A 23240-nucleotide genomic window follows, 5' to 3' on the forward strand; every position below is an offset into this window, starting at 1 on the left:
GGTGGATGCCCAGCGGATACCGGAGTCCAGCCGGAAGCCGGTGGACCCTGCCGCGCCGGAGTCCACCCTGCGGATACCGATCGACCATCGACAGGAACCTGCATGACCCTCGCCTTCGCCCCCGAGCGGATCGAGATGTGGCCGCTGGCCAAGCTCCAGCCCTACGCGAAGAACGCGAAGGTGCACGGGGCCGACCAGGTCGCGAAGATCGCCGCCAGCATGGCCGAGTTCGGCTGGACCGTGCCGTGCCTCGTCGGTGAGGACGGGGAGCTGATCGCCGGCCACGGGCGCGTGCTGGCGGCGACGCAGCTCGGGCTGACCGAGGCGCCGGTGATCGTGCTGGGCCACCTGACCGAGGCGCAGCGCCGGGCCTATCGGATCGCGGACAACAAGCTGACGGAACTCGGCAGCTGGGACGAGGCGCTGCTGTCGGCTGAACTGCAGGACCTGCTCGCGGACGACTACGACCTGTCACTGGTCGGTTTCTCGGACGGCGAACTCGACAAGCTTCTGGCCTTCGATCCGGACGGGGGCGGTGAAGAAGAGGGTGGCGCCGGAGGCTCCGTGCCTCCGGTGACCATCCCCGAGACGCCGCGCAATCCGGCCTCGCGCACCGGCGATCTCTGGGTCCTCGGCGATCATCGCTTGCTCTGCGGAGACTCTACCAGCCACGACGATGTGCGCCGCCTGATGAACGGCGAGCGGGCGGTGCTGTTCGCGACCGATCCGCCGTACCTCGTCGATTACGACGGCTCGAACCACCCGACGCGGAACAAGGATTGGAGCCAGTCCTACGGCGTCACCTGGGACGACAGCTCGCAGGGCGCGGACCTCTACGACGGGTTCATCGCCGCGGCCGTGGCCGAAGCCATCACTGAGGATGCGGCTTGGTACTGCTGGCACGCGTCGCGCCGTCAGGCGATGCTCGAAGCCTGCTGGGAGAAGGCCGGCGCCTTCGTCCACCAGCAGATCATCTGGGTGAAGGACCGCGGGGTTCTGACCCGGTCCCACTACCTCTGGAAACACGAGCCCTGCTTCATGGGCTGGCGGCGTCCGAACCGCCCGCCAAAGGTGGCGGAGCAGACGCTGCCGTCGACCTGGGAGATGCCCAGCTTTGCCAAGGACGAGCGGCCCGACCACCCGACGCCCAAACCGCTCGACGCCTTCGGCATCCCAATGCGCCAGCACGTCGCGCGCGGCGGGCTCTGTTACGAGCCCTTCTCGGGGTCCGGCTCGCAGATCATGGCAGGCGAGGCCAACGGCCGACGCGTTTTCGCGATGGAGATCAGCCCGGCATATGTCGATGTCGCCATTGAACGCTGGCAAGGGCAGACCGGCCGCGAGGCGATCCTCGACGATGACGGCCGGAGCTTCGCCGCGATCAAAGCGTGCCGACTGGAGGACGGACAACAAGACACTCAGCATCAAGGACACTGAGATCGGTTGCCCAGCCTGTACGAAGCATCATTGCGCCAAGCAAATTCAGGCACTCGGGTTCACAGATAGCGCTCTCCAAAGGCCTCCGTCCGTCCGACATGTGCAGAAGATGCATTGCGGCAAGCTCAGCGTCTTCCACGTGGCGGGCATCGTGCGATTTCTTCTGATTTGTCACGAACGCCTCGAAAAAAAGAACACCCGCCGGCGCGGAGAAGAAGCTACGATAGTCCATAGTGGCAATGCATGTCGGCGTTGCCGAGCGAAGAGCGCGCAGGATGTACGGCACGACAACAGTGGCAATCACCAGCACAGTGCTTCCCGCACTTGCTGAATAGGGTCGATTGACACCACCGACACACTCACCCGAACGCGCTTTCGTGAGGTCACCGGCAGCGCTGCGCATTGGGACATACATCGGGGCTTCGAAGCCGAGAGCTACCGGGCCCCGCGAAATACGGTCCGAGATCTGGTTGATCGCCTCATCAAGGTCTGTCCCTGAAGCGGGGTTGGAGCCGACAATTGCCCAGCCAAGGTTCTTGCCCGGCTTTCCGATGTCAATCACAGCAACATGCATAGCCTCTCCAATGTCTCGCGCCGAGTGTAGTACTGAGCCAGTAAACACCAGAAGCCAGTCGCGAACCATGTCGCTGGTCGAGGCGGTTGCGAACGTGGCGGTCGGCTACGGCGTCGCCGTCGTAACGCAGATCCTGATCTTCCCGGTCTTCGGGCTGCACACGACGCTGGCGCAGAACCTGAAGATTAGCGCGTTGTTCACGGTGGTGAGCATCGCGCGGTCCTTCGCCCTGAGGCGGCTCTTCGAGGCGATAAGGGTGCGCGGGGCACGATGAGAGACCGCCGCCCCGGTGGGACGGCGGTCATCAAGTTGTCGGGGTCGGGTGCGTCAGGCGGCAGGGAGTTTGTACACGCGCCCCCGGTTCTCGACCTTCTCCGAGGTCACCTCGAGCCCGAGTTTCTTCTTCAGCGCCCCGGCCATCGCGCCGCGCACCGTATGCGACTGCCAGCCCGTCGCGGCCATGATCTCCTCGATTGTCGCGCCGTCCGGCGCACGCAGCATGGCGATCAGGGTGGCCTGCTTGGTGCCCTCGCGCGGCGTGCGCGTCTTGGGCGCAGCTTTCGGTTCGGTGGGGGTGTCCGGCGCAGGCTTCTTGGTTGCCGCGTTCGGCGCGCCCGCAGGCGCGGGGTTCGCGTCCTTGGGCTCGATCCCGATGGCGGCGAGGCCTGCGTTGCTGGCGACCAGCGTGACGCCGTGGCCGTCGCCGGTCTCGCGCCAGACGGGCTCGCCCTTGCGCGTGTCGGCGTCGACTTCTTCGAGGAGGCCGTTGGCGAGCATCGCGCCGACCACCTTGGCGGCGGCGCCACCCCGCAGGCTCTCGGGCAGCGGCAGGGCGACGCGGTCCTCGCGCTGTGCCGCGGCGCTGAGGATGATGGCTTGGGTATCGGAAAGCTTGGTCATGGGGTCGTCTCCGTATTCGGGCCCGCGTCATGCGGCGCCTTCTACGACCCCGAGCCGCGCCTCGGCGCGGCAGGAGTTCCGGCACTGCCGGAGATCAGCGGGCGTGTTCGCCTTCGCCGAACACGCTGTCGGCGATGCGCTTGAGGAGGCTGGCGTAGTGTTCGAGGGTGCCGACCATGGCCCAGCCCACCTCGTCGGGGTGGCAGTTGAAATGGTCATCGCTGAGCGCCTGCAGGCGGGCGAGCATCTCGTCGATCTCGGTCTTCTTGCCGATGAATGCCGCGAGCGCGGCTTCCTTGTTGCGCCGCGCTTTCTCGGCGCGGAGTTCGTGACGCGGGGTGGTGATCGGGTTCAGGCGGGTGGTCATCGTCGTGGCTCCAGGTGATTTGCATCGTCCTTGTGGGATGGACGTTCGCTCCGGCGGCCCGGCTTATCAACTCGATAAGCAATGGACTTTGAATGATAATCTGAGGCGTCGATGCAGGGCATGAGCGAGCGCCAGTACGCCGCCCATGTCGGGCTGTCGCGCGGCGCGATCCAGAAGGGTAAGGCCGCCGGCCGGCTCGTCCTGCACGAGGATGGCAGCATCGACGCCGCGGCTTCGGACAAGCGGCGTGCAGAGACGACCGACCCGTCGAAGACCCGCAAACCGCCCGCGCCGAAGCTGAAACCCGTGCCCGAGGCCGCCGTCGCCGCCGTCGGCGACACGCTACGGGAACAGGGGCTGTCCGCCCCAGCTGTCGGCGGCGGCACGACCTTCCTGCAGGCCAAGACCGCGAACGAGGTGCTGAAGGCGCAGGAGCGGCGCATCCGGCTCCAGAAGCTGAAGGGGGAACTGGTCGACCGCGCGCGGGCAGAGACGCTGATGTTCCGGCTCGCGCGCGACGAGCGCGACGCATGGGTGACCTGGCCGGCGCGGGTTGCCGCGCTGATGGCCTCGGAGCTCACCGCGGCGCTGGGCGACGGGTGCGATGTGGAGGCGGCGCTGATGCAGAAGGTTCTGGAGGCCCATGTCCGCGCCCAGCTCGACAGCCTCGCCGAGATCCGACCCGGGCTTGGATGACGATCTTGTCGGGTTCGACGGGTCCGCCGCGCTGATCTATGCCTGGTCGCGAGGCCTGCGGCCCGACCCGAACCTGACCGTCTCGAGCTGGGCGGACCGCCACCGGAAACTCGCCTCGCGCGCCTCGGCCGAGCCCGGGCAGTACCGGACCGCGCGCACGCCCTACATGCGCGAGATCATGGACCGGCTGAGCCCCGGCGATCCCACGCAGCGCGTTGTATTCATGAAGGCCGCGCAGGTCGGCGCAACCGAGGCCGGCAACAACTGGATCGGCTTCGTGATCCACCAGGCGCCGGGCCCGATGCTGGCGGTCCAGCCGACGGTGGAACTGGCCAAGCGCAACTCGCGGCAGCGGATCGACCCGCTGATCGATGAAAGCCCGGACCTGCGGGAGCGGGTCAAACCGGCCCGGTCGCGCGACGCGGGCAACACGATGCTGTCGAAGGAATTTGCGGGCGGCATCCTGATCATGACCGGCGCGAACTCGGCGGTGGGGCTGCGCTCGACCCCCGCACGCTACATCTTCCTCGACGAGGTCGATGCCTATCCGGCCTCGGCCGACGAGGAAGGCGACCCGGTCACGCTGGCGGAAGCCCGTTCGCTGACCTTCGCCCACCGGCGCAAGGTGTTCCTGGTATCAACGCCGACGATCCGGGGGCTGAGCCGGATCGAGCGCGAGTTCGAGGCGTCCGACCAGCGCCGGTTCTTCGTGCCGTGTCCGCATTGCGACGCGATGCAGTGGCTGAAGTTCGACCGGCTGCGGTGGCAGACGGGCCGTCCGGAGACGGCCGAGTATCTCTGCGAGGGCTGCGAGCGGCCCATCGCCGAGCACCACAAGACGAGGATGCTCGAGCGCGGCGAGTGGCGCGCGACCGCCACCGCCACCGATCCGACGACGGTCGGCTATCACCTCTCGGCGCTCTATTCGCCGGTGGGCTGGCTCAGCTGGCAGCGGATCGCGCGGGCGCATGAGGCGGCACGGGGCAGCGACGAGGCGATGCGGGCGTTCCGGAACACCATCCTCGGCGAGACCTGGATGGAGACCGGCGAAGCGCCCGACTGGCAGCGGCTGGCCGACCGGCGCGAGGCATGGACGCCGGGCACGGTCCCGGAGCGCGGCCTGTTCCTGACCGCGGGCGTCGACGTGCAGAAGGACCGGATCGAGGTCGATGTCTGGGCCTGGGGTCGGGGTCTGGAAAGCTGGCTCGTCGATCACCTCGTGCTCGAGGGCGGCCCCGGCGATCCGGCCTGCTGGCAGCAGCTGACGGATCTGCTCGGGCGGACATGGACGCATGCTTCGGGTCAGCGAATGACGCTCGCCCGGCTCGCGATCGATACGGGCTACGAGACCAGCGCAGTCTATGCCTGGTCGCGCCAGGTGGGGTTCGCGCAAGTCGCGCCGGTGAAGGGCGTCGAGGGGTTCTCCCGGACGAGCCCGGTGACCGGGCCGACCTATGTCGACGCGACCGTTGCGGGCAAACGGCTCCGGCGCGGCGCCCGGCTCTGGACCGTGGCCACCTCGACCTTCAAGGCCGAAACCTATCGCTTCCTGCGGCAGGACCGGCCGACGAGGGAGGAACAGGCGGCGGGCGCGCTGTGCCCGCCCGGCACGATCCATCTGCCGGACTGGGCGGACGGTGAATGGCTCAAGCAGCTGACCGCCGAGCAGCTGGTGACCGTGCGGACGAAACGCGGCTTCGCGCGGCTCGAATGGCAGAAGCTGCGCGAGCGCAACGAGGCGCTGGACACACGGGTCTATGCCCGTGCGGCGGCGTGGATCATCGGGGCGGATCGCTGGCCCGAGGCGCGGTGGGCCGATCTGGAAGCGCAGCTCGGGGTGGCGAAGCAGGACGGATCCGAAGCCGGTCCGGCAACGGCGCCGGCCGTCCCGACACGAACGATGCAGCGCCGGCGCACGGTGCGCTCGAGCTACATGAGGTGATCCATGGCCACGGCCGCCGAGCTCCGCGCACGCCGCGACGCGCTGACCGCGCAGCGGTCCTCGGGTGTCGCGCGGGTGAGCTATGACGGCAAGACCGTGGACTATCGGAGCGTGGCCGAGATCGATCGGGCCATCGAGGCACTGGACCGCGAGATCGCCGCGGCCGAGGGGCGTCGGCTCGTGCGGCAAGTGCGCGTGACGACGGCGAAGGGGCTCTGATCCCATGAAGCTGTTCGACCGCTTTCGCCGTCGGACCACCGGCGGCCCCGCTGCCGTGCGCGCCCGTCTCGAAGGCGCCATGGCGAAGCGGCGGCTGCGCGGATGGAACCCGCCGCTCGAGAACATCAACGCGCTGGTTGCCTCGGGCGGTCCTCGGCTCTTGGCGCGGTCCCGCGAGCTGGTGGTGACCAACGGCTATGCCGCCAACGCTTGCGAGGCCTTCGCCGCGAACCTTGTCGGCGACGGGATCAAGCCATCCTCGCTGATCGGGGACGGCGATCTGCGCGACCGGGTTCAGCAGCTCTGGCTCGCCTGGACGGACGAGGCTGACGCGGACGGGCTGACCGACTTCTACGGCCTGCAGGCCATGGTCGCGCGGGAGATGTTCGTCGCGGGCGAGTGCTTCGTCCGGCTCCGACCCCGTCGCGCGGAGGACGGACTGCTCGTCCCGCTGCAGCTGCAACTCCTGCAGTCCGAGATGCTGCCATTCGAGAAGACTGAGACGGCGGGAAACGGCAACCGCATCCGATGCGGGATCGAGTTCGATGGGATCGGCCGGCGCGTGGCCTACCACTTCCGCCGCCGCCATCCGGGCGACAGCACCGACCAGGGAGTGGTGATCCCGGAGACGGTGCGCGTGCCGGCGGCCGACGTGCTGCACATCTACCGGCCCATCGACGCGGGCCAGATCCGGGGACTGCCGCATATCGCACCCGCGATGGTGCGGCTGTTCCTGCTCGACCAGTACGACGACGCCGAACTCGACCGGAAGAAGACCGCGGCGATGTTCGCGGGCTTCATCACCAAGACCGCGCCGGAAGAGCCCATGATGGGCGAGGCGGAGGCGGATCTCGACGGGGCTGCCATCGCGAGCCTCGAGCCCGGCACGATGCAGGTGCTGCTGCCGGGCGAGGACGTGAAATTCTCGTCGCCCGCGGATGTCGGCGGCGGCTATGAGGCGTTCCAGTACCGCACGCTGCTGGCGGTCTCCGCCTCGCTGGGGCTGCCCTATCACCTCGTCACCGGCGATGTCCGGCAGGCGAATTACTCGAGCCTCAGGGCGGAGCTCGTGGAGTTCCGTCGCCGCATCGGCCAGCTGCAGCATGGCGTGATCGTGCACCAGCTCTGCCGCGCGGTCTGGCGGCGCTGGCTGGAGACGGCGGTGCTGTCGGGCGCGCTCGATGCCGATCCCGCGACGGCGCGGCCGGTGCAGTGGATTCCGCCGCGCTGGGACTGGGTCGATCCGCTGAAGGACATCCAGGCGCAGGTGCTGGCGATGGAGGCGGGCATCACCTCGCGGCGCAAGGTGGTCGAGGCCACCGGCTACGACATCGAGGAAGTCGATCGCGAGAACGCGGCCGACGCCGTGCGCGCGACGGGTCTCGGCCTGCGCTACCGCACGAGCCCCGGCGAGACGCAGGGCGCCCGCGCGACACCGGCGACCCGGGCGGAGCCAGGCGACGGCGCCGGCAACGACACGGATGGCGGCGCCGTCGCGACCGATCCGGCCACCGAACAGGAGTGACGACATGGCAAGCTGGTATGCGATCCGTGCCCGGGGGACGGGTGCGGAAGTGGCGATCTATGACGAGATCGGCGCCTACGGGGTCTCGGCTAAGGGCTTCCTCGCCGAACTGGGCGCACTGCCCGAGGGCACGCCCGTCGATCTGCGGCTGAACAGCCCCGGCGGCTCGGTCTTCGACGCCGTCGCGATCCACAACGCGCTGAAGCGCCACGAGGGCACCATCACCGTCTGGATCGACGGCATTGCCGCCTCGGCTGCCTCCTACATCGCCATGGCGGGCGACGAGATCGTCATGCCCGAGAACGCCTTCCTGATGATCCACGATCCCGCCGGCCTCGTGATGGGCACGGCCGAAGACATGCGCGCCATGGCCGAGGCGCTGGACAAGGTGAAGGGCAGCCTCGTCTCGGGCTACGCCGCGAAATCCGGTCGGTCGGCGGAGGAGGTCTCCGCGCTCATGGCGGCAGAGACCTGGTTCGGCGCCGCGGATGCGGTGGCGCAGGGCTTCGCCGACCGGCTGATCGAACCTGTCCGGATCGCAGCAGCCTTCGACATCGGTCGTTTCCGCAATGCGCCGCTGGTACTGGTCGAAGCCATCGAAGCCGAGCCGGAGCCCGACAGCGAGAGCGACGGCGGTGAGATCGAAGCGGACGAGGACACTGACGCCGCTGCCGAAGGCGACGAGGTCGCGGACGCCGAGTACCAGCCGGCCGCCGCTTCCGACACCTCGGAGCCGCCCGCCGAAACCCCGCCACCGAGCGGTTCGCCGCCCGATCCCGCCGCGATCCGGGCAGAGGCCATCAGGCATGCCCGGGCCGTCGTCGATCTCTGCCGCCTCGCGGGCCAGCCGCAGATGGCCGGCCGCTTCCTCGAAACGGACGCCAGCCTCGACGAGGTCCGCGCGGCGCTCCTCGCCGCCAAGGCCGAGGCAGAGCCCGAGATCGCGCCCCATCACCCGCAGCCCGGCCGGTCCTCGGCCGCGCGCCCCTGGGGCGAGATCGTCGCCCGCACCTTCAAGCTGAAAGGATGACATCATGACCACGCTGGTCGAAGGGAAACACCCCGGCGGCTTCCTCGTCTGGGAAGCCCATCCCGATTACACCCGCGAGACGATCACCGTCTCCGCGGGCACGCTCGAATCCGGCACGGTGCTCGGCAAGATCACCGCGTCGGGCAAGTACGCCGCCCACGATCCGGCCGCCGTCGACGGCACCGAGACCGCCGTCGCCGTGCTCTGGGGCAAGGCGGATGCGTCCGGTGGCGATGCTCCGGCCGTCGCGCTCATTCGCGGTCCTGCAATCGTCAACCGCCATGACCTCGTATTCGCCGGCACGTCCAGCGAGGGGGAGATCACGGCCGCCCATACCGCGCTCCTCGCCGCGGGCATCCTCGTCCGCTGATCCAATCCCCTTTTCCACGCGCGCCCGGACGCAAAACCGGCGTCCACTTTTGCTGGGCGCACTCACGACAGGAGGCATCCTCATGGCCACCATGGACATCTTCGAAGGCGATGCCTTCACCATCGTCGAGCTCACCCGCGCGCTCGAGAACATCCCTTACAAGCCCGCGCTGCTCTCCGGCTCGAACCTCTTCAGCCCGCACGGCGTGCGCTCGCGCACCGTCGTGATCGAGAGCCGCGACGGGACCCTGTCGCTGATCCCGTTCTCGGAGCGCGGCTCGGCCTACGAGCAGCAGGTGCCCGACCGGCGCGAGATGCGCGCCTTCGTCTGCCGGCAGTTCAAGAAGCAGGACGTGCTCTGGGCCTCCGAGATCCAGTCCGTTCGCGACTTCGGCTCGGAGAGCGCCACCCAGCAGGTGCAGACCGAGGTGGCCTATCGGCTCAGGAAGCTACGGCAGGACGCCGAGACCACCTTCGAATACCACCTCCTGAACGGTATCCAGGGGCTGGTGAAGGACCCGAAGGACCACGCCACTGTCGTGAACTACTTCACCGAGTTCGGTATCTCGCCCGCGGCCGAGATCGACTTCGACCTCGACAATGCGAACCCGGCCTCGGGAGCACTTCGAAAGCGCTGCCAGGCGCTGATCGAGAGCGTCGAGGACTCGATGGGCGGGCTTTCGGCCGGCGCCGTGCAGATCCGGGCCGAATGCGGCTCGGCCTTCTTCGCCGATCTCGTGGCCCACAAGGAGGTACGGGAGACTTACCTCAACACCGCCGCCGCGGCCGATCTGCGCGGTCGCGTCGCCGACGAGGTCAGCTTCGGTGGCATCACCTTCCGCCGCTACCGGGGCGGCGTCGGCTTCACGGTCCCGACCGACAAAGCGTTCTTCTATCCCGAAGGCATCGAGGGGCTCTTCGAGATCTACTATGCGCCCGCCGACACCTTCGAGACGGTCAACACGCTCGGCCAGCCGCTCTACGCCCGAACGATCCCCGACCGGGACCGCGATGAATGGGTGCGGCTCGAGATCGAGAGCAACCCGCTCCCGATCTGCACCCGGCCGCAGGTGCTGCGATCGGCGCGGCGGACCTGATGACCGGCCTCAAAGCCGCCCTCGACGCGCTCTTCGCGGACGCGCATCTCGCGCGCGACGTGGTCTACACGTCCGAGGGCGGCGCGCCATCGCTGGTCCGCGCCATCCTCCGCCGGCCGGACGACGTGACCGGCTTCGGCGAGGCGCGCATCTGGTCGGAGACAACCCGGCTGGATCTGCGCCTCGCCGAGGTCGCCAACCCGCGTCCCGGCGATCGGATCGAGATCGACGGCGAGGCCTTCCTTATTCAGGGTGAGCCCGTCCGCGACCGCGAACGGCTCGTCTGGACCGTGGATCTGCGCCCAGCATGAAGCTGAAACTCGACATCACGCCCGATCTCGTCGCCGCCATGGCCGCGGAGGTGAAGGCCGGCGAGAAGGCGGTGACCGCCGCCATGCGCGAGGCCGGCAACGGCCTCAAGACTGCCTGGCGCAGCCAGATCACCGGCGCGGGGCTCGGACCGCGGCTCGCCAACTCCATCCGGAGCCAGGCCTATCCGAAGGCCGGAGAGAGCCTGAACGCCGCGGCGCTCATCTGGTCGAAAGCCCCGGTCATCGTCGGCGCCCACGACACCGGCCCTCTGATCCGCTCGAAGGCTGGGTTCTGGCTGGCGATCCCGACCGAAGCCGCCGGCCGTGGCCTTCGAGGTTCCAAGCTCACCCCCGGCGAATGGGAGCGCCGCCGTGGCCTACGCCTGCGCTTCGTCTATCGCCGGCGCGGCCCGAGCCTGCTCGTCGCCGACCGGGCCCGCCTCAACACCCGTGGCCAGGCGGTGGCATCGCGCTCGAAGACCGGCCGCAACCAGGTCACCGCGCCGATCTTCCTGCTGGTGCCGCAGGTGAAGCTGCCTAAGCGGCTGGATCTCGGTCGGGACGCCGGGCGTGCGCATGACAGCGTGCCGGGGCTGATCGTGGCTAACTGGGTGGACGAGAGGTATTGATTTCGGTCATCTGCAGACTGCTCGGCGAGTTTGTGTCGAAGTGCAGGGTCTTCACTCTACAATCGCTTGCACGAACGGCTCAGCTGCCTATGGTCGCGACGGCAAAATAGGAAATAGGCGGGCATGGAGCAGAACCAAGACGTTTTGAAGCGATTCCTCAGCCAAACGGCTACAGATTCTGCCGACACTTGGCTGGAAAACTTTCGCGTCCTTGAGAAGGTCAGTGTGGAACACTTCAATGATTACCGTTCTACGCCAAAAGATGGCTCAGTTAGGCGTGGAATTATTCTCGACGTGGAAACTACTGGCCGCACGTCAAAAGCTGAGAGCGTTATCCAACTTGCCTTGATCGAGTTCTTCTTCCACGACGATGGAATAAAATCACTCGGCGAATTTGACTCGGCGCTCCATGATCCAGGTGTCCCGATTGAGCCAAGAGCAACAAACGTCCACGGCCTGAACGGTGGGGACATTAAAGGAAAGAGCATCAATCCTGCAGATATCAAGGATTTTATTGACAGACAAAAAGTAGACGTCGTTATCGCCCACAATGCCAGTTTCGATCGTCCTCTCGTGGAACGAGAGTTCTGGGGGGCGGGCCTCAACACGCTGCCGTGGGCTTGCTCAATGCGAGATGTTGACTGGAATGCGCGTGGGAAACCGGAAAAGTTGGAGTTGCTTGCCCATTCCATGGGCTACTGGTACGGCGCTCACGACGCTCTCGATGACGTAATTGCAACAGCATACATCTTGACGGACAAGTCGGCTGATGGGCGCCAAGCAATCAATGAATTAATAAGAAATTCGCTCAAGCCGAAGGTGATCATTCGGCTGGATCTCCAGCCCCACAGCGTCGGCCAAGATCACGTGAAGGGAATGCTCAATTCATACGGATTCCGGTACCAAAGGCGTGGAGTGGAGCATTGGCGCTTTCGCGAATATAATGAGGGCGATAAAGAGATTGACCGGCATCTTCAGGCACTCACAGAAGCAGGCGTGGTGAAAGGTGCATGGGTGTATAGTCAGCGGCCGGAGGACCGATTTACCGATCGTCTCGGCGCATCGACATACCAGCGCCTGTCTTCTCGCTAGCACACTAAGAAACGACAATGTCCTCGCTCCGCGAAACCATCCTCGCCGCGCTGCTTGCGCGGCTCTCGGCGCTGCCCGCCACCGCGCTCCGCGGCGAGGTGTTGCCCGAGCGCGTGCCGGCCGAGGGGCTGCTGATCCTGCGCGACGGTGAGCCAGGCGAGCCGGAGGTTACGCTGTCGCCCTTGCGCTACCACTACCAGCACCAGGCCGAGATCGAGGCCGTCGTGCAGGGCGCAGCGCGTGACGCCGCCTTCGATACGCTGACCGCCGGCATCGGCTCGGTGCTCGCCGCCGACCGCACGCTGGGCGGACTCTGCGACTGGGTCGAGGCTGAAGCGCCGCGGGTAGTGGACCTGCCAGTCGAGGGTGCCGCGAGCCTCAAGGCGGCGGTGATCCCCGTTTTGCTTCACTACTCCACGGCAGACCCGCTCGGGTAGAGCCGACGGGTCAGTTGCCGCGACAGGTGCCGTAGTAGCCGCCCGAGAAGTAGCAGTATTCTCGGGCTACTCCGGCAGCAATCATCTGGGCTGCAACATCGCGGCCATCGGCGAGGAAGCACTGCCCGACGATCCGTCCGTACCGGTCGATATCGCGCACGCGACAGGTCAGGCTTTGCCCGGTGACCAGCCGCCGCAGAGTAGACGTCGCCGCGGAAGCACCGCGCTCGTTGCGCTCCGGCGCGTCGAGGCCCCAGACGCGGATCGGCCGCTCAACGCCGCGGAGTGAGAAGGTGTCGCCGTCCGCCACATAGCGCACCGTGCCGCTCACGGTGTTCGTCTGTGCCAAGACAGGGCCGTTCAAAAGAACAAGGACCGCGAGGACAGAAACGATCATCCGGGTGATGATCCACCAACCGGAAATACTGAGCGGGAAATTGGGACGATTACCGCGCATGACCTTCATGTGCGGCACGGCCTGACCGAACGCAACCGCGCTTCGACACCATCAAGGAGAACACCATGGCACGAGCCCAGGGGGCGCGGGCGCTGATGGCGCTTGCGTTCGAGACGACCTATGGAACGCCGCCCGCCAGCGGCTTCACCCGCATGCCCTTCGCCAGCACCTCGCTGGGGGCGGAGCAGCCGCTGCTAAACTCCGAGCTTCTCGGCTACGGCCGCGATCCGCTGGCGCCGATCAAGGACGCGGTGACGGCCGACGGCGATGTCGTCGTGCCGCTCGACGCGGAGGCCTTCGGCTTCTGGCTGAAAGCGGCCTTCGGCGCGCCCTCGACCACGGGCGCGGAGGCTCCGTACAGCCACGAGTTCCAGTCGGGGTCCTGGACGCTGCCGTCGATGTCGATCGAAACCGGCATGCCTGAGGTCCCTCGGTATGCGATGTACTCGGGCTGCGTGCTCGACCAGATCACCTGGCAGATGCAGCGCTCGGGCCTGCTGACCGCCACGGCGCGGCTGGTGGCGCAGGGCGAGACGGTCGGGGCGACGACCAGTGCCGGGACGCCTTCCGCGCTGGAGTTGAAGCGCTTCGGGCATTTCAACGGGGCGATTGCGCGCAATGGCACCGCCCTCGGCAACGTGGTCTCGGCCGAGATTACCTATGCCAACAACCTCGACCGCATCGAGACCATTCGCTCGGACGGGCGCATCGACGGCGCGGACCCGTCCATTGCGGCGCTCACCGGCCGGATCGAGGTGCGCTTCGCTGACCAGACGCTGGTAAGCCAAGCGATCAACGGCGAGGCCTGCGAGATGGAGTTCGCCTACGTCCTGCCCTCGGGCGAGAGCTTCACCTTCACCGTGCACGCCGTCTACCTGCCGCGGCCGCGCATCGAGATCTCCGGGCCGCAAGGCGTGCAGGCGACGTTCGACTGGCAGGCCGCCCGCGACAGCGTCGTCGGCCGGATGTGCACCGCGACTCTCGTGAATGATCTGGAGACGTATTGATGCTGACGCTCGACCTGACCAATGGCTCGCGCTGGCATGACCTCGCCCCCGGCGTCCGGGTGCAGCTGCGCCCGCTGACCACCGCCCTGATGGTGGCAACGCGCAGCGATCCGGCCGTCGAAGCCATGCCCGAGGACGCCTCCGACGAGGAGCGCGCGGTCGCCTTCGCCAAGGCTCTCGCGCGTCGGGCGGTGCTCGCCTGGGAGGGCATCGGCGATGCCGATGGCAACCTCATCGATCCGAGCCCGGAGGCCATCGACGCGCTGCTCGATGTCTGGCCGATCTTCGAGGCGTTCCAGCTGACCTACGTCTCGAAGGGTCTGCTGCTGGAACAGGAAAAAAACGGCTCCGCGCTCTCGCCGAGTGGTCCTTCGGCGGGGGCGAGCGATACTGCGACGCCTGCCAAACGGCGTGCGAAGACTGCCCGGCGCGGCTGAACCGGCCGCTGACCTATGAGGGCTGGCAGGTCCGGGATCTGGTCGGCCGCCTCGGCGGACAGCTGCGCGTCCTGCCCAGCGCAGTGATTGGCTGGGACATGACTGCGGCGCTGGCGCTCGGTGACGCGCTCGGCGTGCCTCCGCTCGCCATGGCCGAACTGCTGCCTGTCATCGAAGCGGTGATGGTCGCCAAACTCAACGAACAGATGGTTCACTCCGATGGCTGAGAAGAGGGTCAGCGTCCGCCTCGCGGCCGTGGGCGGACGGCAAGTGCGCGCCGAACTGGAAGGTGTTGGCGAAGCCGGGTCGCGCGGCTTCGGACGGCTCAGCCGCGAGATGGAGGCGGCGAACGCCCGGCTCGCGGCCTTCTCGCGGCGGGTGCGCGTTGCAGCTGCAGCGGCCGTCGCTGCCGCCACGGCCGCGGGCGTAGCGATGGTGCGCTCCGGCCTCCAGACGGTTGATGCGCAGGCCAAGCTCGCGCAGTCCCTCGGCACCACGGTCGCCTCGATCCAGATGCTGGAGCGTGCGGGCGAACTGGCCGGCGTGTCCATGTCCGGCATCGAGCAAGCCACGAAGGATCTGACGCGCCGTCTCAGCCAGGCGGCCGCCGGAACCGGCCCCGCCGCCGACGCGCTCGACCGACTGGGGCTTTCGGCCAATGAACTGATCGCCCTGCCGCTGGACCAGCGCGTCGGCGCGATCAACGCCGCAATCGAGAGCTTTGTGCCTGCCGACGAGCGCGCCGCCGTTGCGGGCCAGCTCTTCGGCGAGGAAGGCTCCATCGCCATGAGCCGGATCGACACGGCGACGCTGCGCCAGGCGACGGAGGATGTCCTTGCCTTCGGTGTCGTCGTCTCCGAGCAGGATGCCGACCAGATCGAGCGGACGAACGATGCGATCTCCCGGCTCGGTCTGATCTGGCGCGGGCTGTCGAACCAGCTCGCCGTCGCCGCAGCCCCCGCGCTCGAGGCGGTTGCCAACGCCATGGCGGCCATTGCCAGCCGCACCGGTCCGCTCGGCATCGCGATCCGGGGTCTCTTCGACAACATCGGCCGCCTGACAACCTATGCCGCCCCCTTCGCCGCCTTCCTCGCGGGCCGATGGGTGGCTGGCATGGCCGCCGCCGCGCTCTCGGTCCGGGGCCTTGCCACGGCGCTGGTCGTCCTGCGCGGGGCGCTCATCCGCACCGGCATCGGGGCGCTGATCGTCGGCGCCGGCGAGCTCGTCTATCAGTTCACCCGCCTCGTCTCTGGTGCCGGCGGCTTCGGCGAGGCGATGTCGCTCTTGAAGGACCTGGGGGTCGAGGTTTGGGAACGCATCAGGATGGGCGCCGCTGCGGCGGGCGCGGCCGCCACGGCGATGTTCTTCGACCTGAAGGCGAACGCCGCGTCGGGCATGCAGAGCGCCATCGAGAGCGTCGTTGCCTTCGGCAACACGGCGGCGAACACCTTCGAAGGCGCCTACGAGGCGATCAAGGCGATCTGGGGCCTGCTTCCCGCCGCCATCGGCGATCTGGCGTTCCAGGCTGCCAACAGCCTGGTCGACGGCGTCGAGGCGATGCTGAACGGCGTGGTCTCGCGCATCAACGGCTTCATCGGCGGGATCAACGAGGGGCTGGAAGCGCTCGGGTCGGAGCGGCGCATCTCGCTGGTACCCGACCTCGACCTTGGCGAGATCGAGAACCGCTTCGCGGGCGCGGCCAGTGCTGCCACCACGGCGGCGCAGGCGGCGTTCGACCGGGCCTTCGAGAACAATCCGCTGACCGCGCCCGATCTCGGCCTGACCGAGGCGGCGAACCGGGCGCTCGAGTCCGCGAACCTCTATCGCGGGGCGGCGCGCGACCTGGCTGAGGGGGCCCGCGCGCCCCTCGAAAGCTGGCAGGCCCTGCGCGATGCGGTGCGCGGCACCGACGAGGCCAGTGCCGAAGCGCTGACCGAGGCCACCGGCGCGGCGGAGCGGCTGGAGACGGCGCTCGGCGATGCCGGACGCGCCGCGACCGATGCCGGCGCTGCCGCAGGCGCGGCGGCTGCCGCCGCTGAACCCAACGCCGAGACGACCGTCACCGGCTGGCAGGCAGTCACCGCCGCGCTGTCGGACTACGCGAGCCGCGCCCGCGCGATCGGAGGGGACATCGGCCAGAGCTTGGTCAGCGCCTTTCAGTCTGCGGAGAACGCCGTCGGCCAGTTCGTGAAGACGGGCAAGCTGAACTTCCGCGATCTCGTCACCTCGCTGCTCGCCCATCTCGCCCGGCTCGCGGCGCGGCGGTTCATCCTCGGGCCGCTCGCCAACGCGCTCTCCGGCGTGTTCTCCGGTGCGGGCGGCATCTTCGCCAACGTCCTGCACGCAGGTGGGATGGTCGGATCGGCCGCGCCCTCGCGATTGGTCCCGGCCATGGCGTTCGCCACCGCGCCCCGGATGCATGGCGGCGGCATGGCCGGACTTCGCCACGACGAGGTGCCCGCGATCCTGCAGCGGGGCGAGCGCGTGCTGTCGCGGCGTGAGGCGCAGAGCTACGGCGCGAGCGGCGCGGTCAACGTCACCATCATGGCGCGCGACGCCGAGAGCTTCCGCCAATCAAGGACACAGGTGGCCGCGGACATCGCCCGTGCGGTCTCGCTCGGGCGCAGGGGGATGTGACGATGCCATGCCTGATCATCAAGAAATGGCTCGAGGATCAGAGCTTCCGGCATTCGCGGACGCAGGGTGAGGCCGAAGAGCGGAACTTCCAGTGGACGTTCCGCCGGCCGAACGCCGACATCGCGCGCGCCGTGTTGCTCGGGCGGAGAGGCATGTGATGGCGTTTCACGAGGTCCGGTTCCCCGACAACATCAGCCGGGGTGCGCGGGGCGGGCCGGAACGGCGCACGCAGATCGTCGAGCTTGCCTCGGGCGACGAGGAACGCAACGCGAGCTGGGCCAACTCGCGCCGCCGCTACGATGTCGCCTACGGCATTCGCCGCGCCGACGATCTGGCCGCCGTGGTCGCTTTCTTCGAGGCGCGCAACGGGCGGCTCCACGGCTTCCGCTACAAGGACTGGGGCGACCACAAGTCCTGCTTGCCTTCGGGCACGCCATCGCCGACCGATCAGGCCATCGGCACCGGGGATGGCACGACCACCGCTTTCCAGCTGGTGAAGCACTATGCCTCGGGCGCGCAATCCTGGTCGCGCCCCATCGCCAAGCCGGTGGCGGGCAGCGTGCGCATCGCGCTGTCGGGTGTCGAGCAGCTCTCCGGCTGGTCGGTCGACACCGCCACCGGCGTCGTCACCTTCAGCGCCGCGCCGGGCCCTGGCGTCGCGATCACCGCAGGCTTCGAATTCGACGTTCCCGTCCGTTTCGACACCGACGTGCTCGACGTGACGCTCGACCTCGAGCGGCTCGGCTCGATCACCTCCATTCCGCTGCTGGAACTGCGCCGATGAAGACCCTCGACCCCTCTCTGCAGGCCCATCTTGACGAGGGCACCACGACGCTCGCCTGGTGCTGGCGTATCGCCCGCGCCGATGGCGCGAGTTTCGGCTTCACCGACCACGACCGGACGCTCAGCTTCGACGGGACCGACTTCGAGCCCGAGAGCGGGCTCACGGCATCCGAGGTGCGGTCGGGATCGGACCTGTCGGTCGATGCGCAGGATGCCGAGGGGGTGCTGACCTCGGACCGCATCACCGAGACCGACATCCTCGACGGCCGCTGGGACAACGCGGAGGTCGATGTCTGGCGCGTGAACTGGGCCGACACGGGTCAGCGCGTGTTGATGCGGCGCGGGGCCATCGGCCAGATTCGGCGCGGGCGGCTGGCCTTCGTCGCCGAAGTCCGCTCGCTCGCCCATGTGCTGAGCCAGACGGTCGGGCGGACGTTCCAGGCGACCTGCGACGCCGCGTTGGGGGATGCGCGCTGCGGTGTCGATCTGGAGAACACGGCGTTCAAGGGCACGGGCGCCGTGATCGACCTTCTGCGCGACCGAGCCTTCACCGCCTCGGGGCTGGGTGCATTCATCTCTGGCTGGTTCACCTTTGGCACCATCGAATGGACCAGCGGCGCCAATGCGGGACGGCGGACGGAGGTGCTCGGCCATGACGTCACGGACGGCGTGGCGATCCTGACCCTGCTCGAAGCGCCGGTGCGCGCGATCGCCGAGGGCGACGGCTTCACCATCCGCGCGGGCTGCGACAAGCGCATGGAGACCTGCGGGGCGAAGTTCGCGAATACCCTCAACTTTCGCGGTTTCCCGCACATCCCCGGCCAGGACGCCGTACTCCGCTACGCCACCAAGGATGGCGGGCACGAGGGGTCCGTGCTGTGACCTCCGCTTATCCCACCCGCGTCATCACCATTGCGCGCTCCTGGCTCGGCACGCCGTACCACGATCAGGCCAGCCTGCGCGGCGTCGGCTGCGATTGCCTCGGGCTGGCAAGGGGCGTCTGGCGCGAGGTCGTCGGCCCCGAGCCGTTCCCGATCCCGCCCTACAGCCGCGACTGGGGGGAGACGGGCCCGCGCGAAGTTCTGGCCGAGGGCGCGCGCGCCATGATGATCGAGGCGCCGCCTGCCGAGGCAGGTCCCGGCGCGCTGCTGCTGTTCCGCATGAAGCCCCGCGCGATCGCCAAGCATGTCGGGATCCTGACCGGGCGCGACACTTTCCTCCATGCCTATGAGCGGCTCGGCGTGATCGAGCAACCGCTGACCCAAGCTTGGCGGCGGCGCATCGCCTTCGCCTTCCTGTTCCCGAAACGCTGAGACCCACGACATGGCCACCCTCGTTCTCGGCGCGGCCGGCGCCGCCATTGGCGGTTCGATCGGCGGTGCGATCCTTGGCGTAAGCGCCGCAACCATCGGCGGCTTCATCGGCTCGAGCATCGGCTCTGTCGTCGACAGCTGGATCATCTCGTCTCTGGCGCCCACGCAGCGCATCGAGGGCGCTCGTCTCGACACGCTGCGCATCACTTCGGCCACCGAAGGCGTTGTCATCCCGCGGCTCTACGGCCGGATGCGCATGGGCGGCAACATCATCTGGGCGACCGACTTCCGCGAGGAGACGAAGACCACCACGCAGGGCGGGGGCAAGGGCGGCGGAGGCGGCAAGGTCAAGACGACCGAGTATCTCTACTACGCCTCCTTCGCCGTGGCGCTCTGCGAAGGCCCGATCACCGGCATCGGCCGCATCTGGGCCGACGGCAAGCCGATGGACCTTTCCGGCATCAGCTGGCGCTGGTATTCCGGCAGTGAGGCTCAAGGTCCCGACCCGTTCATCGCCGCGAAGATGGGCGCGGCCAGCACGCCTGCCTATCGCGGCACCGCCTATGTGGTCTTCGAGGAGCTGGCGCTCTCGACCTTTGGCAACCGCCTGCCGCAGCTCTCCTTCGAGGTGTTTCGTCCGCTCGCCGATCCCGACACGGCCGAGGGGCTCACCCGCGCCGTCACCATGATCCCCGCTTCGGGGGAGTTCACCTATGCGACGCAGGCGATCCGCAAGACCGCTGGCGGCGCGACGGTGCCGGAGAACCTGAACGCGCTGGCCGACTCCACCGACATGGTGGAGGCGCTGGACCGGCTGCAGGCGATGGCCCCGGCGGTCGAAAGCGTCAGCCTCGTAGTGGCGTGGTTCGGCGACGATCTGCGCGCGGGATCGTGCAAGGTGCGGCCGGGCGTCGAGGTCTCGGCTAAATCGACCACGCCCGCCAGCTGGTCGGTGAACGGCGTCAGCCGCGCCAACGCCTTCCTCGTGAGCCGCGACGATCAGGATCGCCCCGTCTATGGCGGCACGCCGTCCGACTTCGCGGTGGTGCAGGCGATCCAGGAGATGAAGGCCCGCGGGCTGCGGGTCACCTTCTACCCGTTCATCCTGATGGACGTGCCACCCGGCAACACGCTGCCGAACCCCTATTCCGACAACGCCGCGGAGACCGGCCAGCCCGCCTTCGCCTGGCGGGGGCGGATCACCTGCTCTCCGGCAGCGGGGTTCGCCGGGACGGTGGACAAGACCGCCACGGCGGCAAGCCAGGTCGCGGCGCTGTTCGGCACGGCGACGCCCGCGAGATTCAGCGTCGCGGGTCAGTCGGTTTCGTGGATCGGGCCATCGGGCGACTGGGGCCTGCGCCGCATGGTGCTGCACTACGCCCATCTCTGCGCGGCGGCGGGCGGTGTCGATGCGTTCCTGATCGGGACCGAGATGCCGGGGCTGACGACCATCCGCTCGGGCGCCAGCATCTATCCGGCGGTGCAGGCCTATCGGGACCTGCTCGCGGATGTGCGCTCAATCCTCGGGTCCGGAACGAAGATCGGGTACGCCGCCGACTGGTCGGAATACTTCGGGCACCAGCCGGGCGACGGCTCGGGCGACGTGTACTTCCATCTCGACCCGCTCTGGGCCGATCCGGAGATCGATTTCGTCGGCATCGACAACTACATGCCGCTCTCGGACTGGCGGGACGGCTTCGAGCATCTCGACGCGGCCGAAGGCTGGCCCGCGATCTATGACCGGGCCTACCTGCAGGGAAACATAGCGGGCGGAGAAGGCTTCGACTGGTTCTATGCCAGCGCCGCCGATCGAAGCGCGCAGGTCCGCACCGCGATCGCGGATGGCGGCGCGGCCAAGCCGTGGGTCTTCCGCTACAAGGATCTGCGCGCCTGGTGGTCGAACGCGCATTACGACCGCCCGGGCGGGGTGGAGAGCGGCACGCCGACGGCGTGGGCGCCGCAATCCAAGCCGATCTGGTTCACCGAGCTGGGCTGTCCCGCCATCGACCGGGGGACCAACCAGCCGAACGTCTTCTTCGATCCGAAATCCTCGGAGAGCTTCACGCCGCATTTCTCGCGGGGCTGGCGCGATGACGCCATCCAACGCGCCTATCTCGAGGCGACCTATCTCTGGTGGGGCGAGGCCACGAACAACCCGGTGTCCTCAGTCTACGGCGGCCGCATGGTGCATGTCCCCGAATGCGCCGCCTGGACCTGGGACGCGCGGCCCTATCCCTTCTTCCCGGCGCTGACCGACGTCTGGACGGACGGGGCGAACTGGCGGCTCGGCCACTGGCTGACGGGGCGGCTCGGCGCGGTGTCGCTGGCCGCACTTGTCCGGCACCTCTGCCTGCGGGCCGGGATGCCCGAGTCGAGGATCGACGTCTCCGGCCTCTGGGGCGCGGTCGAGGGCTACGCCATCACCGCGCTGGAAAGCCCGCGCGCCTCGATCACCACGCTGTCGCGGCATTTCGGCTTCGACGCGGTCGAGACCGAGGGCGTGATCCGCTTCGTCATGCGCGGCCGGGCCTCTGTCGCCACCCTTGCAGCCGACGATCTGGTGGCCGCCCGCGAGGGCGACCTGTTGGAACTGACCCGCGGCCAGGAGACAGAAATGCCGCAGGCGCTAAAGTGGCAGGTCGCCCGCGCGGACGAAGATTACGACGCCGCCCTCGTCGAGGCGCGGCGGATCACCGTGGACACGACCCGGATCGCCTCTGAGTCCTTCCCCATGGCGGTCCCGCCCGAGGAAGCCGAGCGGCGCTGCCGCCGCGCGCTGATGGAGGCGTGGGTGGGGCGGGAGACGGCGGCGTTCCGACTGCCGCCCTCGCGGCTCGCGCTCGATCCGGCCGACGCGATCCGGCTCCAGCACGATGGGCGGCTGGTCGACCTGCGGCTCGTCTCCATCGCCGACGCCGAGGCGCGCGGCATCGAGGCGGTGCGCCAGGACCGAGCGACCTACGACCTCCCGCCCGGCGATCCCCGCGCGGCCTCGCTGACGCGCGCCGTCGTGTTCGGCGCGCCGGACGCGGTGCTGATGGACCTGCCGCAGCTGACCGAGGACCAGCCCGCGCACCGGCCGCTGGTCGCGGCGCATGCCGTACCCTGGCCCGGCGAGATGGCGGTGTTCCGCAGCCCCTCGACGGACGGGTTCGAGTTGCTGACCACGTTCGGCAGCCGCGCCCGGATCGGCACACTGGTCTCGGACTTCTTCGCGGGGCCGACGTCGCGCTTCGACCTCGGCAACGCGCTGGTGGTCGACTTGCTGACCAACACGCTGGAAAGCGTCACCGACCTGACGCTCTTCGGCGGGGCGAACGCGCTGGCCATCGAGAGCGCGCCCGGCGTCTGGGAGATCGTGCAGGCGGGCACGGCCGAGCTGCTCGCGCCCGGCCGGTATCGGCTGACCCGGCTCCTTCGCGGCCAGCGCGGGACCGAAGGCGCCATGAGCAACCCGGCGCCTGCTGGCGCACGGGTGGTTGTACTGGACGACAGTCTCGCGTCGCTGCCCATCGCCGAGGCCGATCTCGGCATCCCATGGAACTGGCGCATCGGCCCGGCGAGCCGTCCGGTCAGCGACGAGACCTATGTCGCGGAGGCATTCACGCCGGTGGGCGTGGGGCTTCGGCCGTTCTCCGTCGCCCATGTCGAGCAGCCGTGGCGCAAGCCGCGCACGCCCGGCGACCTGACGATCCGCTGGACGCGACGATCCCGCGCGCTCGCCGCCGACAGTTGGGGCGGGCTGGAGGTGCCGCTCGGCGAGGAACTGGAAGCCTACGAGGTGGAAATCCTCGACGGTCCTACTGTGAAGCGGGTGCTGAGCACGACCACGACCAGCTCGCTCTACACCGCCGCCCAGCAAACCGCAGACTGGGGCGGGCCGCTCGGGACCGGCGACACGCTCGACATCCGCATCTCCCAGCTCTCCGCCCTCGTCGGGCGGGGAGTGCCGAAAACCGTCACGCTCACATTCTGAAAGCC

At 68.5% G+C, this 23240-nt stretch carries 26 protein-coding genes; 22 read left to right on the forward strand and 4 right to left on the reverse strand.

The genetic code is table 11. The annotated features are described in order from the left end of the window. The first annotated feature begins 102 nt into the window (after positions 1–102). A complete protein-coding gene (locus ACFSCT_RS17550; protein WP_379144977.1) occupies positions 103–1437 on the forward strand; it encodes a site-specific DNA-methyltransferase in 1335 nt (444 codons plus the stop codon). On the opposite strand, the gene ACFSCT_RS17555 is transcribed toward ACFSCT_RS17550, so the two are convergent. Continuing rightward, the gene (locus tag ACFSCT_RS17555) at positions 1382–2011 is read right to left on the reverse strand and encodes a hypothetical protein (RefSeq protein WP_379144978.1); all 630 of its coding nucleotides are present in this window, start codon (positions 2009–2011) and stop codon (positions 1382–1384) included. The two genes, ACFSCT_RS17550 and ACFSCT_RS17555, sit on opposite strands and share 56 nt — an antisense overlap. Before the next feature lie 10 nt (positions 2012–2021). Between ACFSCT_RS17555 and ACFSCT_RS17560 the strand changes: the two genes are divergently transcribed. Further along, a complete protein-coding gene (locus tag ACFSCT_RS17560) occupies positions 2022–2285 on the forward strand; it encodes a DUF7220 family protein (RefSeq protein WP_465263188.1) in 264 nt (87 codons plus the stop codon). A gap of 53 nt (positions 2286–2338) precedes the next feature. On the opposite strand, the gene ACFSCT_RS17565 is transcribed toward ACFSCT_RS17560, so the two are convergent. Next, positions 2339–2911: a DUF3489 domain-containing protein gene (locus ACFSCT_RS17565; RefSeq protein ID WP_379144981.1), complete on the reverse strand. Its 573-nt coding sequence runs from the start codon at positions 2909–2911 to the stop codon at positions 2339–2341. Between the two features lie 94 nt (positions 2912–3005). Further along, a complete protein-coding gene (locus ACFSCT_RS17570; RefSeq protein ID WP_379144983.1) occupies positions 3006–3278 on the reverse strand; it encodes a hypothetical protein in 273 nt (90 codons plus the stop codon). 111 nt (positions 3279–3389) lie between these two features. Between ACFSCT_RS17570 and ACFSCT_RS17575 the strand changes: the two genes are divergently transcribed. The 11 genes from ACFSCT_RS17575 to ACFSCT_RS17625 all read left to right on the forward strand — a co-directional run bounded on the left by ACFSCT_RS17575 (position 3390) and on the right by ACFSCT_RS17625 (position 12625). Beyond that, positions 3390–3974: a hypothetical protein gene (locus ACFSCT_RS17575; RefSeq protein ID WP_379144985.1), complete on the forward strand. Its 585-nt coding sequence runs from the start codon at positions 3390–3392 to the stop codon at positions 3972–3974. Beyond that, positions 3922–5916: a phage terminase large subunit family protein gene (locus ACFSCT_RS17580; protein WP_379144986.1), complete on the forward strand. Its 1995-nt coding sequence runs from the start codon at positions 3922–3924 to the stop codon at positions 5914–5916. The genes ACFSCT_RS17575 and ACFSCT_RS17580 overlap by 53 nt, the downstream gene beginning before the upstream one ends. Positions 5917–5919: 3 nt before the next feature. Further along, entirely contained in the window at positions 5920–6135 is a 216-nt protein-coding gene (locus ACFSCT_RS17585) for a phage head-tail joining protein (RefSeq protein ID WP_379144988.1), read from the forward strand. Positions 6136–6139: 4 nt separating this feature from the next. Next, entirely contained in the window at positions 6140–7660 is a 1521-nt protein-coding gene (locus ACFSCT_RS17590) for a phage portal protein (RefSeq protein WP_379144990.1), read from the forward strand. 4 nt (positions 7661–7664) lie between these two features. Continuing rightward, positions 7665–8690: a head maturation protease, ClpP-related gene (locus tag ACFSCT_RS17595; RefSeq protein ID WP_379144991.1), complete on the forward strand. Its 1026-nt coding sequence runs from the start codon at positions 7665–7667 to the stop codon at positions 8688–8690. Positions 8691–8694: 4 nt separating this feature from the next. Then, entirely contained in the window at positions 8695–9060 is a 366-nt protein-coding gene (locus ACFSCT_RS17600) for a head decoration protein (protein WP_379144992.1), read from the forward strand. Positions 9061–9142: 82 nt separating this feature from the next. Next, on the forward strand, positions 9143–10156 hold the full coding sequence (locus tag ACFSCT_RS17605; protein WP_379144994.1) for a major capsid protein: 1014 nt from the start codon (positions 9143–9145) through the stop codon (positions 10154–10156). Further along, complete coding sequence (locus ACFSCT_RS17610) at positions 10156–10467, forward strand: head-tail joining protein (RefSeq protein WP_379144995.1); 312 nt, start codon at positions 10156–10158, stop codon at positions 10465–10467. The genes ACFSCT_RS17605 and ACFSCT_RS17610 overlap by 1 nt, the downstream gene beginning before the upstream one ends. After that, positions 10464–11096, forward strand: coding sequence for a DUF6441 family protein (locus ACFSCT_RS17615; RefSeq protein WP_074971231.1), 633 nt, complete (start codon positions 10464–10466; stop codon positions 11094–11096). Before ACFSCT_RS17610 ends, ACFSCT_RS17615 begins: the two co-directional genes overlap by 4 nt. Before the next feature lie 123 nt (positions 11097–11219). Continuing rightward, positions 11220–12188, forward strand: coding sequence for an exonuclease domain-containing protein (locus tag ACFSCT_RS17620; RefSeq protein WP_379144997.1), 969 nt, complete (start codon positions 11220–11222; stop codon positions 12186–12188). Between the two features lie 17 nt (positions 12189–12205). Then, positions 12206–12625: an acyl-CoA transferase gene (locus ACFSCT_RS17625; RefSeq protein ID WP_379144999.1), complete on the forward strand. Its 420-nt coding sequence runs from the start codon at positions 12206–12208 to the stop codon at positions 12623–12625. A gap of 10 nt (positions 12626–12635) precedes the next feature. Here the strand turns inward: ACFSCT_RS17625 and ACFSCT_RS17630 are convergent, their stop codons facing one another. Continuing rightward, positions 12636–13091 (reverse strand): thermonuclease family protein, encoded by a 456-nt coding sequence (locus tag ACFSCT_RS17630; RefSeq protein ID WP_379145001.1) that lies wholly within the window; start codon positions 13089–13091, stop codon positions 12636–12638. Positions 13092–13147: 56 nt separating this feature from the next. On the opposite strand from ACFSCT_RS17630, the gene ACFSCT_RS17635 reads away from it, so the two are divergent. From ACFSCT_RS17635 to ACFSCT_RS17675, 9 genes are all read left to right on the forward strand, one after another. Beyond that, entirely contained in the window at positions 13148–14089 is a 942-nt protein-coding gene (locus ACFSCT_RS17635; RefSeq protein ID WP_379145002.1) for a phage tail tube protein, read from the forward strand. Beyond that, positions 14089–14526 carry a hypothetical protein gene (locus tag ACFSCT_RS17640; RefSeq protein ID WP_379145004.1) on the forward strand — a complete coding sequence of 146 codons (438 nt, stop codon included), beginning with the start codon at positions 14089–14091 and terminating at the stop codon, positions 14524–14526. Before ACFSCT_RS17635 ends, ACFSCT_RS17640 begins: the two co-directional genes overlap by 1 nt. Positions 14527–14624: 98 nt before the next feature. Next, positions 14625–14753, forward strand: coding sequence for a DUF7697 family protein (locus tag ACFSCT_RS17645; RefSeq protein ID WP_379145005.1), 129 nt, complete (start codon positions 14625–14627; stop codon positions 14751–14753). Continuing rightward, positions 14746–17163: a phage tail tape measure C-terminal domain-containing protein gene (locus tag ACFSCT_RS17650; RefSeq protein ID WP_379145006.1), complete on the forward strand. Its 2418-nt coding sequence runs from the start codon at positions 14746–14748 to the stop codon at positions 17161–17163. Before ACFSCT_RS17645 ends, ACFSCT_RS17650 begins: the two co-directional genes overlap by 8 nt. 2 nt (positions 17164–17165) lie before the next feature. Beyond that, on the forward strand, positions 17166–17321 hold the full coding sequence (locus ACFSCT_RS17655) for a hypothetical protein (RefSeq protein WP_379145008.1): 156 nt from the start codon (positions 17166–17168) through the stop codon (positions 17319–17321). Next, entirely contained in the window at positions 17321–17947 is a 627-nt protein-coding gene (locus ACFSCT_RS17660; RefSeq protein ID WP_379145009.1) for a phage distal tail protein, Rcc01695 family, read from the forward strand. Before ACFSCT_RS17655 ends, ACFSCT_RS17660 begins: the two co-directional genes overlap by 1 nt. Further along, the gene (locus tag ACFSCT_RS17665) at positions 17944–18828 is read left to right on the forward strand and encodes a DUF2163 domain-containing protein (protein ID WP_379145011.1); all 885 of its coding nucleotides are present in this window, start codon (positions 17944–17946) and stop codon (positions 18826–18828) included. The genes ACFSCT_RS17660 and ACFSCT_RS17665 overlap by 4 nt, the downstream gene beginning before the upstream one ends. Then, complete coding sequence (locus ACFSCT_RS17670) at positions 18825–19259, forward strand: NlpC/P60 family protein (RefSeq protein WP_379145013.1); 435 nt, start codon at positions 18825–18827, stop codon at positions 19257–19259. Before ACFSCT_RS17665 ends, ACFSCT_RS17670 begins: the two co-directional genes overlap by 4 nt. Before the next feature lie 10 nt (positions 19260–19269). Further along, positions 19270–23235 (forward strand): baseplate multidomain protein megatron, encoded by a 3966-nt coding sequence (locus ACFSCT_RS17675; protein WP_379145014.1) that lies wholly within the window; start codon positions 19270–19272, stop codon positions 23233–23235. The last annotated feature ends 5 nt before the right edge of the window (positions 23236–23240 follow it).

Source organism: Paracoccus pacificus, from assembly GCF_042680785.1.
GTDB lineage: Bacteria > Pseudomonadota > Alphaproteobacteria > Rhodobacterales > Rhodobacteraceae > Paracoccus > Paracoccus pacificus.

What these genes read in the sequence shown, in the direction of transcription:
- ACFSCT_RS17620 (WP_379144997.1), top strand. Translation starts at nt 11,220, where the DNA reads ATGGAGCAGAACCAAGACGTTTTGAAGCGATTCCTCAGCCAAACGGCT.
- ACFSCT_RS17575 (WP_379144985.1), top strand. Translation starts at nt 3,390, where the DNA reads ATGCAGGGCATGAGCGAGCGCCAGTACGCCGCCCATGTCGGGCTGTCG.
- ACFSCT_RS17615 (WP_074971231.1), top strand. Translation starts at nt 10,464, where the DNA reads ATGAAGCTGAAACTCGACATCACGCCCGATCTCGTCGCCGCCATGGCC.
- ACFSCT_RS17605 (WP_379144994.1), top strand. Translation starts at nt 9,143, where the DNA reads ATGGCCACCATGGACATCTTCGAAGGCGATGCCTTCACCATCGTCGAG.
- ACFSCT_RS17675 (WP_379145014.1), top strand. Translation starts at nt 19,270, where the DNA reads ATGGCCACCCTCGTTCTCGGCGCGGCCGGCGCCGCCATTGGCGGTTCG.
- ACFSCT_RS17600 (WP_379144992.1), top strand. Translation starts at nt 8,695, where the DNA reads ATGACCACGCTGGTCGAAGGGAAACACCCCGGCGGCTTCCTCGTCTGG.
- ACFSCT_RS17645 (WP_379145005.1), top strand. Translation starts at nt 14,625, where the DNA reads ATGACTGCGGCGCTGGCGCTCGGTGACGCGCTCGGCGTGCCTCCGCTC.
- ACFSCT_RS17665 (WP_379145011.1), top strand. Translation starts at nt 17,944, where the DNA reads ATGAAGACCCTCGACCCCTCTCTGCAGGCCCATCTTGACGAGGGCACC.
- ACFSCT_RS17650 (WP_379145006.1), top strand. Translation starts at nt 14,746, where the DNA reads ATGGCTGAGAAGAGGGTCAGCGTCCGCCTCGCGGCCGTGGGCGGACGG.
- ACFSCT_RS17610 (WP_379144995.1), top strand. Translation starts at nt 10,156, where the DNA reads ATGACCGGCCTCAAAGCCGCCCTCGACGCGCTCTTCGCGGACGCGCAT.
- ACFSCT_RS17660 (WP_379145009.1), top strand. Translation starts at nt 17,321, where the DNA reads ATGGCGTTTCACGAGGTCCGGTTCCCCGACAACATCAGCCGGGGTGCG.
- ACFSCT_RS17595 (WP_379144991.1), top strand. Translation starts at nt 7,665, where the DNA reads ATGGCAAGCTGGTATGCGATCCGTGCCCGGGGGACGGGTGCGGAAGTG.
- ACFSCT_RS17580 (WP_379144986.1), top strand. Translation starts at nt 3,922, where the DNA reads ATGTCCGCGCCCAGCTCGACAGCCTCGCCGAGATCCGACCCGGGCTTG.
- ACFSCT_RS17590 (WP_379144990.1), top strand. Translation starts at nt 6,140, where the DNA reads ATGAAGCTGTTCGACCGCTTTCGCCGTCGGACCACCGGCGGCCCCGCT.
- ACFSCT_RS17555 (WP_379144978.1), bottom strand. Translation starts at nt 2,011, where the DNA reads ATGCATGTTGCTGTGATTGACATCGGAAAGCCGGGCAAGAACCTTGGC.
- ACFSCT_RS17635 (WP_379145002.1), top strand. Translation starts at nt 13,148, where the DNA reads ATGGCACGAGCCCAGGGGGCGCGGGCGCTGATGGCGCTTGCGTTCGAG.
- ACFSCT_RS17585 (WP_379144988.1), top strand. Translation starts at nt 5,920, where the DNA reads ATGGCCACGGCCGCCGAGCTCCGCGCACGCCGCGACGCGCTGACCGCG.
- ACFSCT_RS17655 (WP_379145008.1), top strand. Translation starts at nt 17,166, where the DNA reads ATGCCATGCCTGATCATCAAGAAATGGCTCGAGGATCAGAGCTTCCGG.
- ACFSCT_RS17565 (WP_379144981.1), bottom strand. Translation starts at nt 2,911, where the DNA reads ATGACCAAGCTTTCCGATACCCAAGCCATCATCCTCAGCGCCGCGGCA.
- ACFSCT_RS17570 (WP_379144983.1), bottom strand. Translation starts at nt 3,278, where the DNA reads ATGACCACCCGCCTGAACCCGATCACCACCCCGCGTCACGAACTCCGC.
- ACFSCT_RS17630 (WP_379145001.1), bottom strand. Translation starts at nt 13,091, where the DNA reads ATGAAGGTCATGCGCGGTAATCGTCCCAATTTCCCGCTCAGTATTTCC.
- ACFSCT_RS17550 (WP_379144977.1), top strand. Translation starts at nt 103, where the DNA reads ATGACCCTCGCCTTCGCCCCCGAGCGGATCGAGATGTGGCCGCTGGCC.
- ACFSCT_RS17625 (WP_379144999.1), top strand. Translation starts at nt 12,206, where the DNA reads ATGTCCTCGCTCCGCGAAACCATCCTCGCCGCGCTGCTTGCGCGGCTC.
- ACFSCT_RS17560 (WP_465263188.1), top strand. Translation starts at nt 2,022, where the DNA reads ATGTCTCGCGCCGAGTGTAGTACTGAGCCAGTAAACACCAGAAGCCAG.
- ACFSCT_RS17640 (WP_379145004.1), top strand. Translation starts at nt 14,089, where the DNA reads ATGCTGACGCTCGACCTGACCAATGGCTCGCGCTGGCATGACCTCGCC.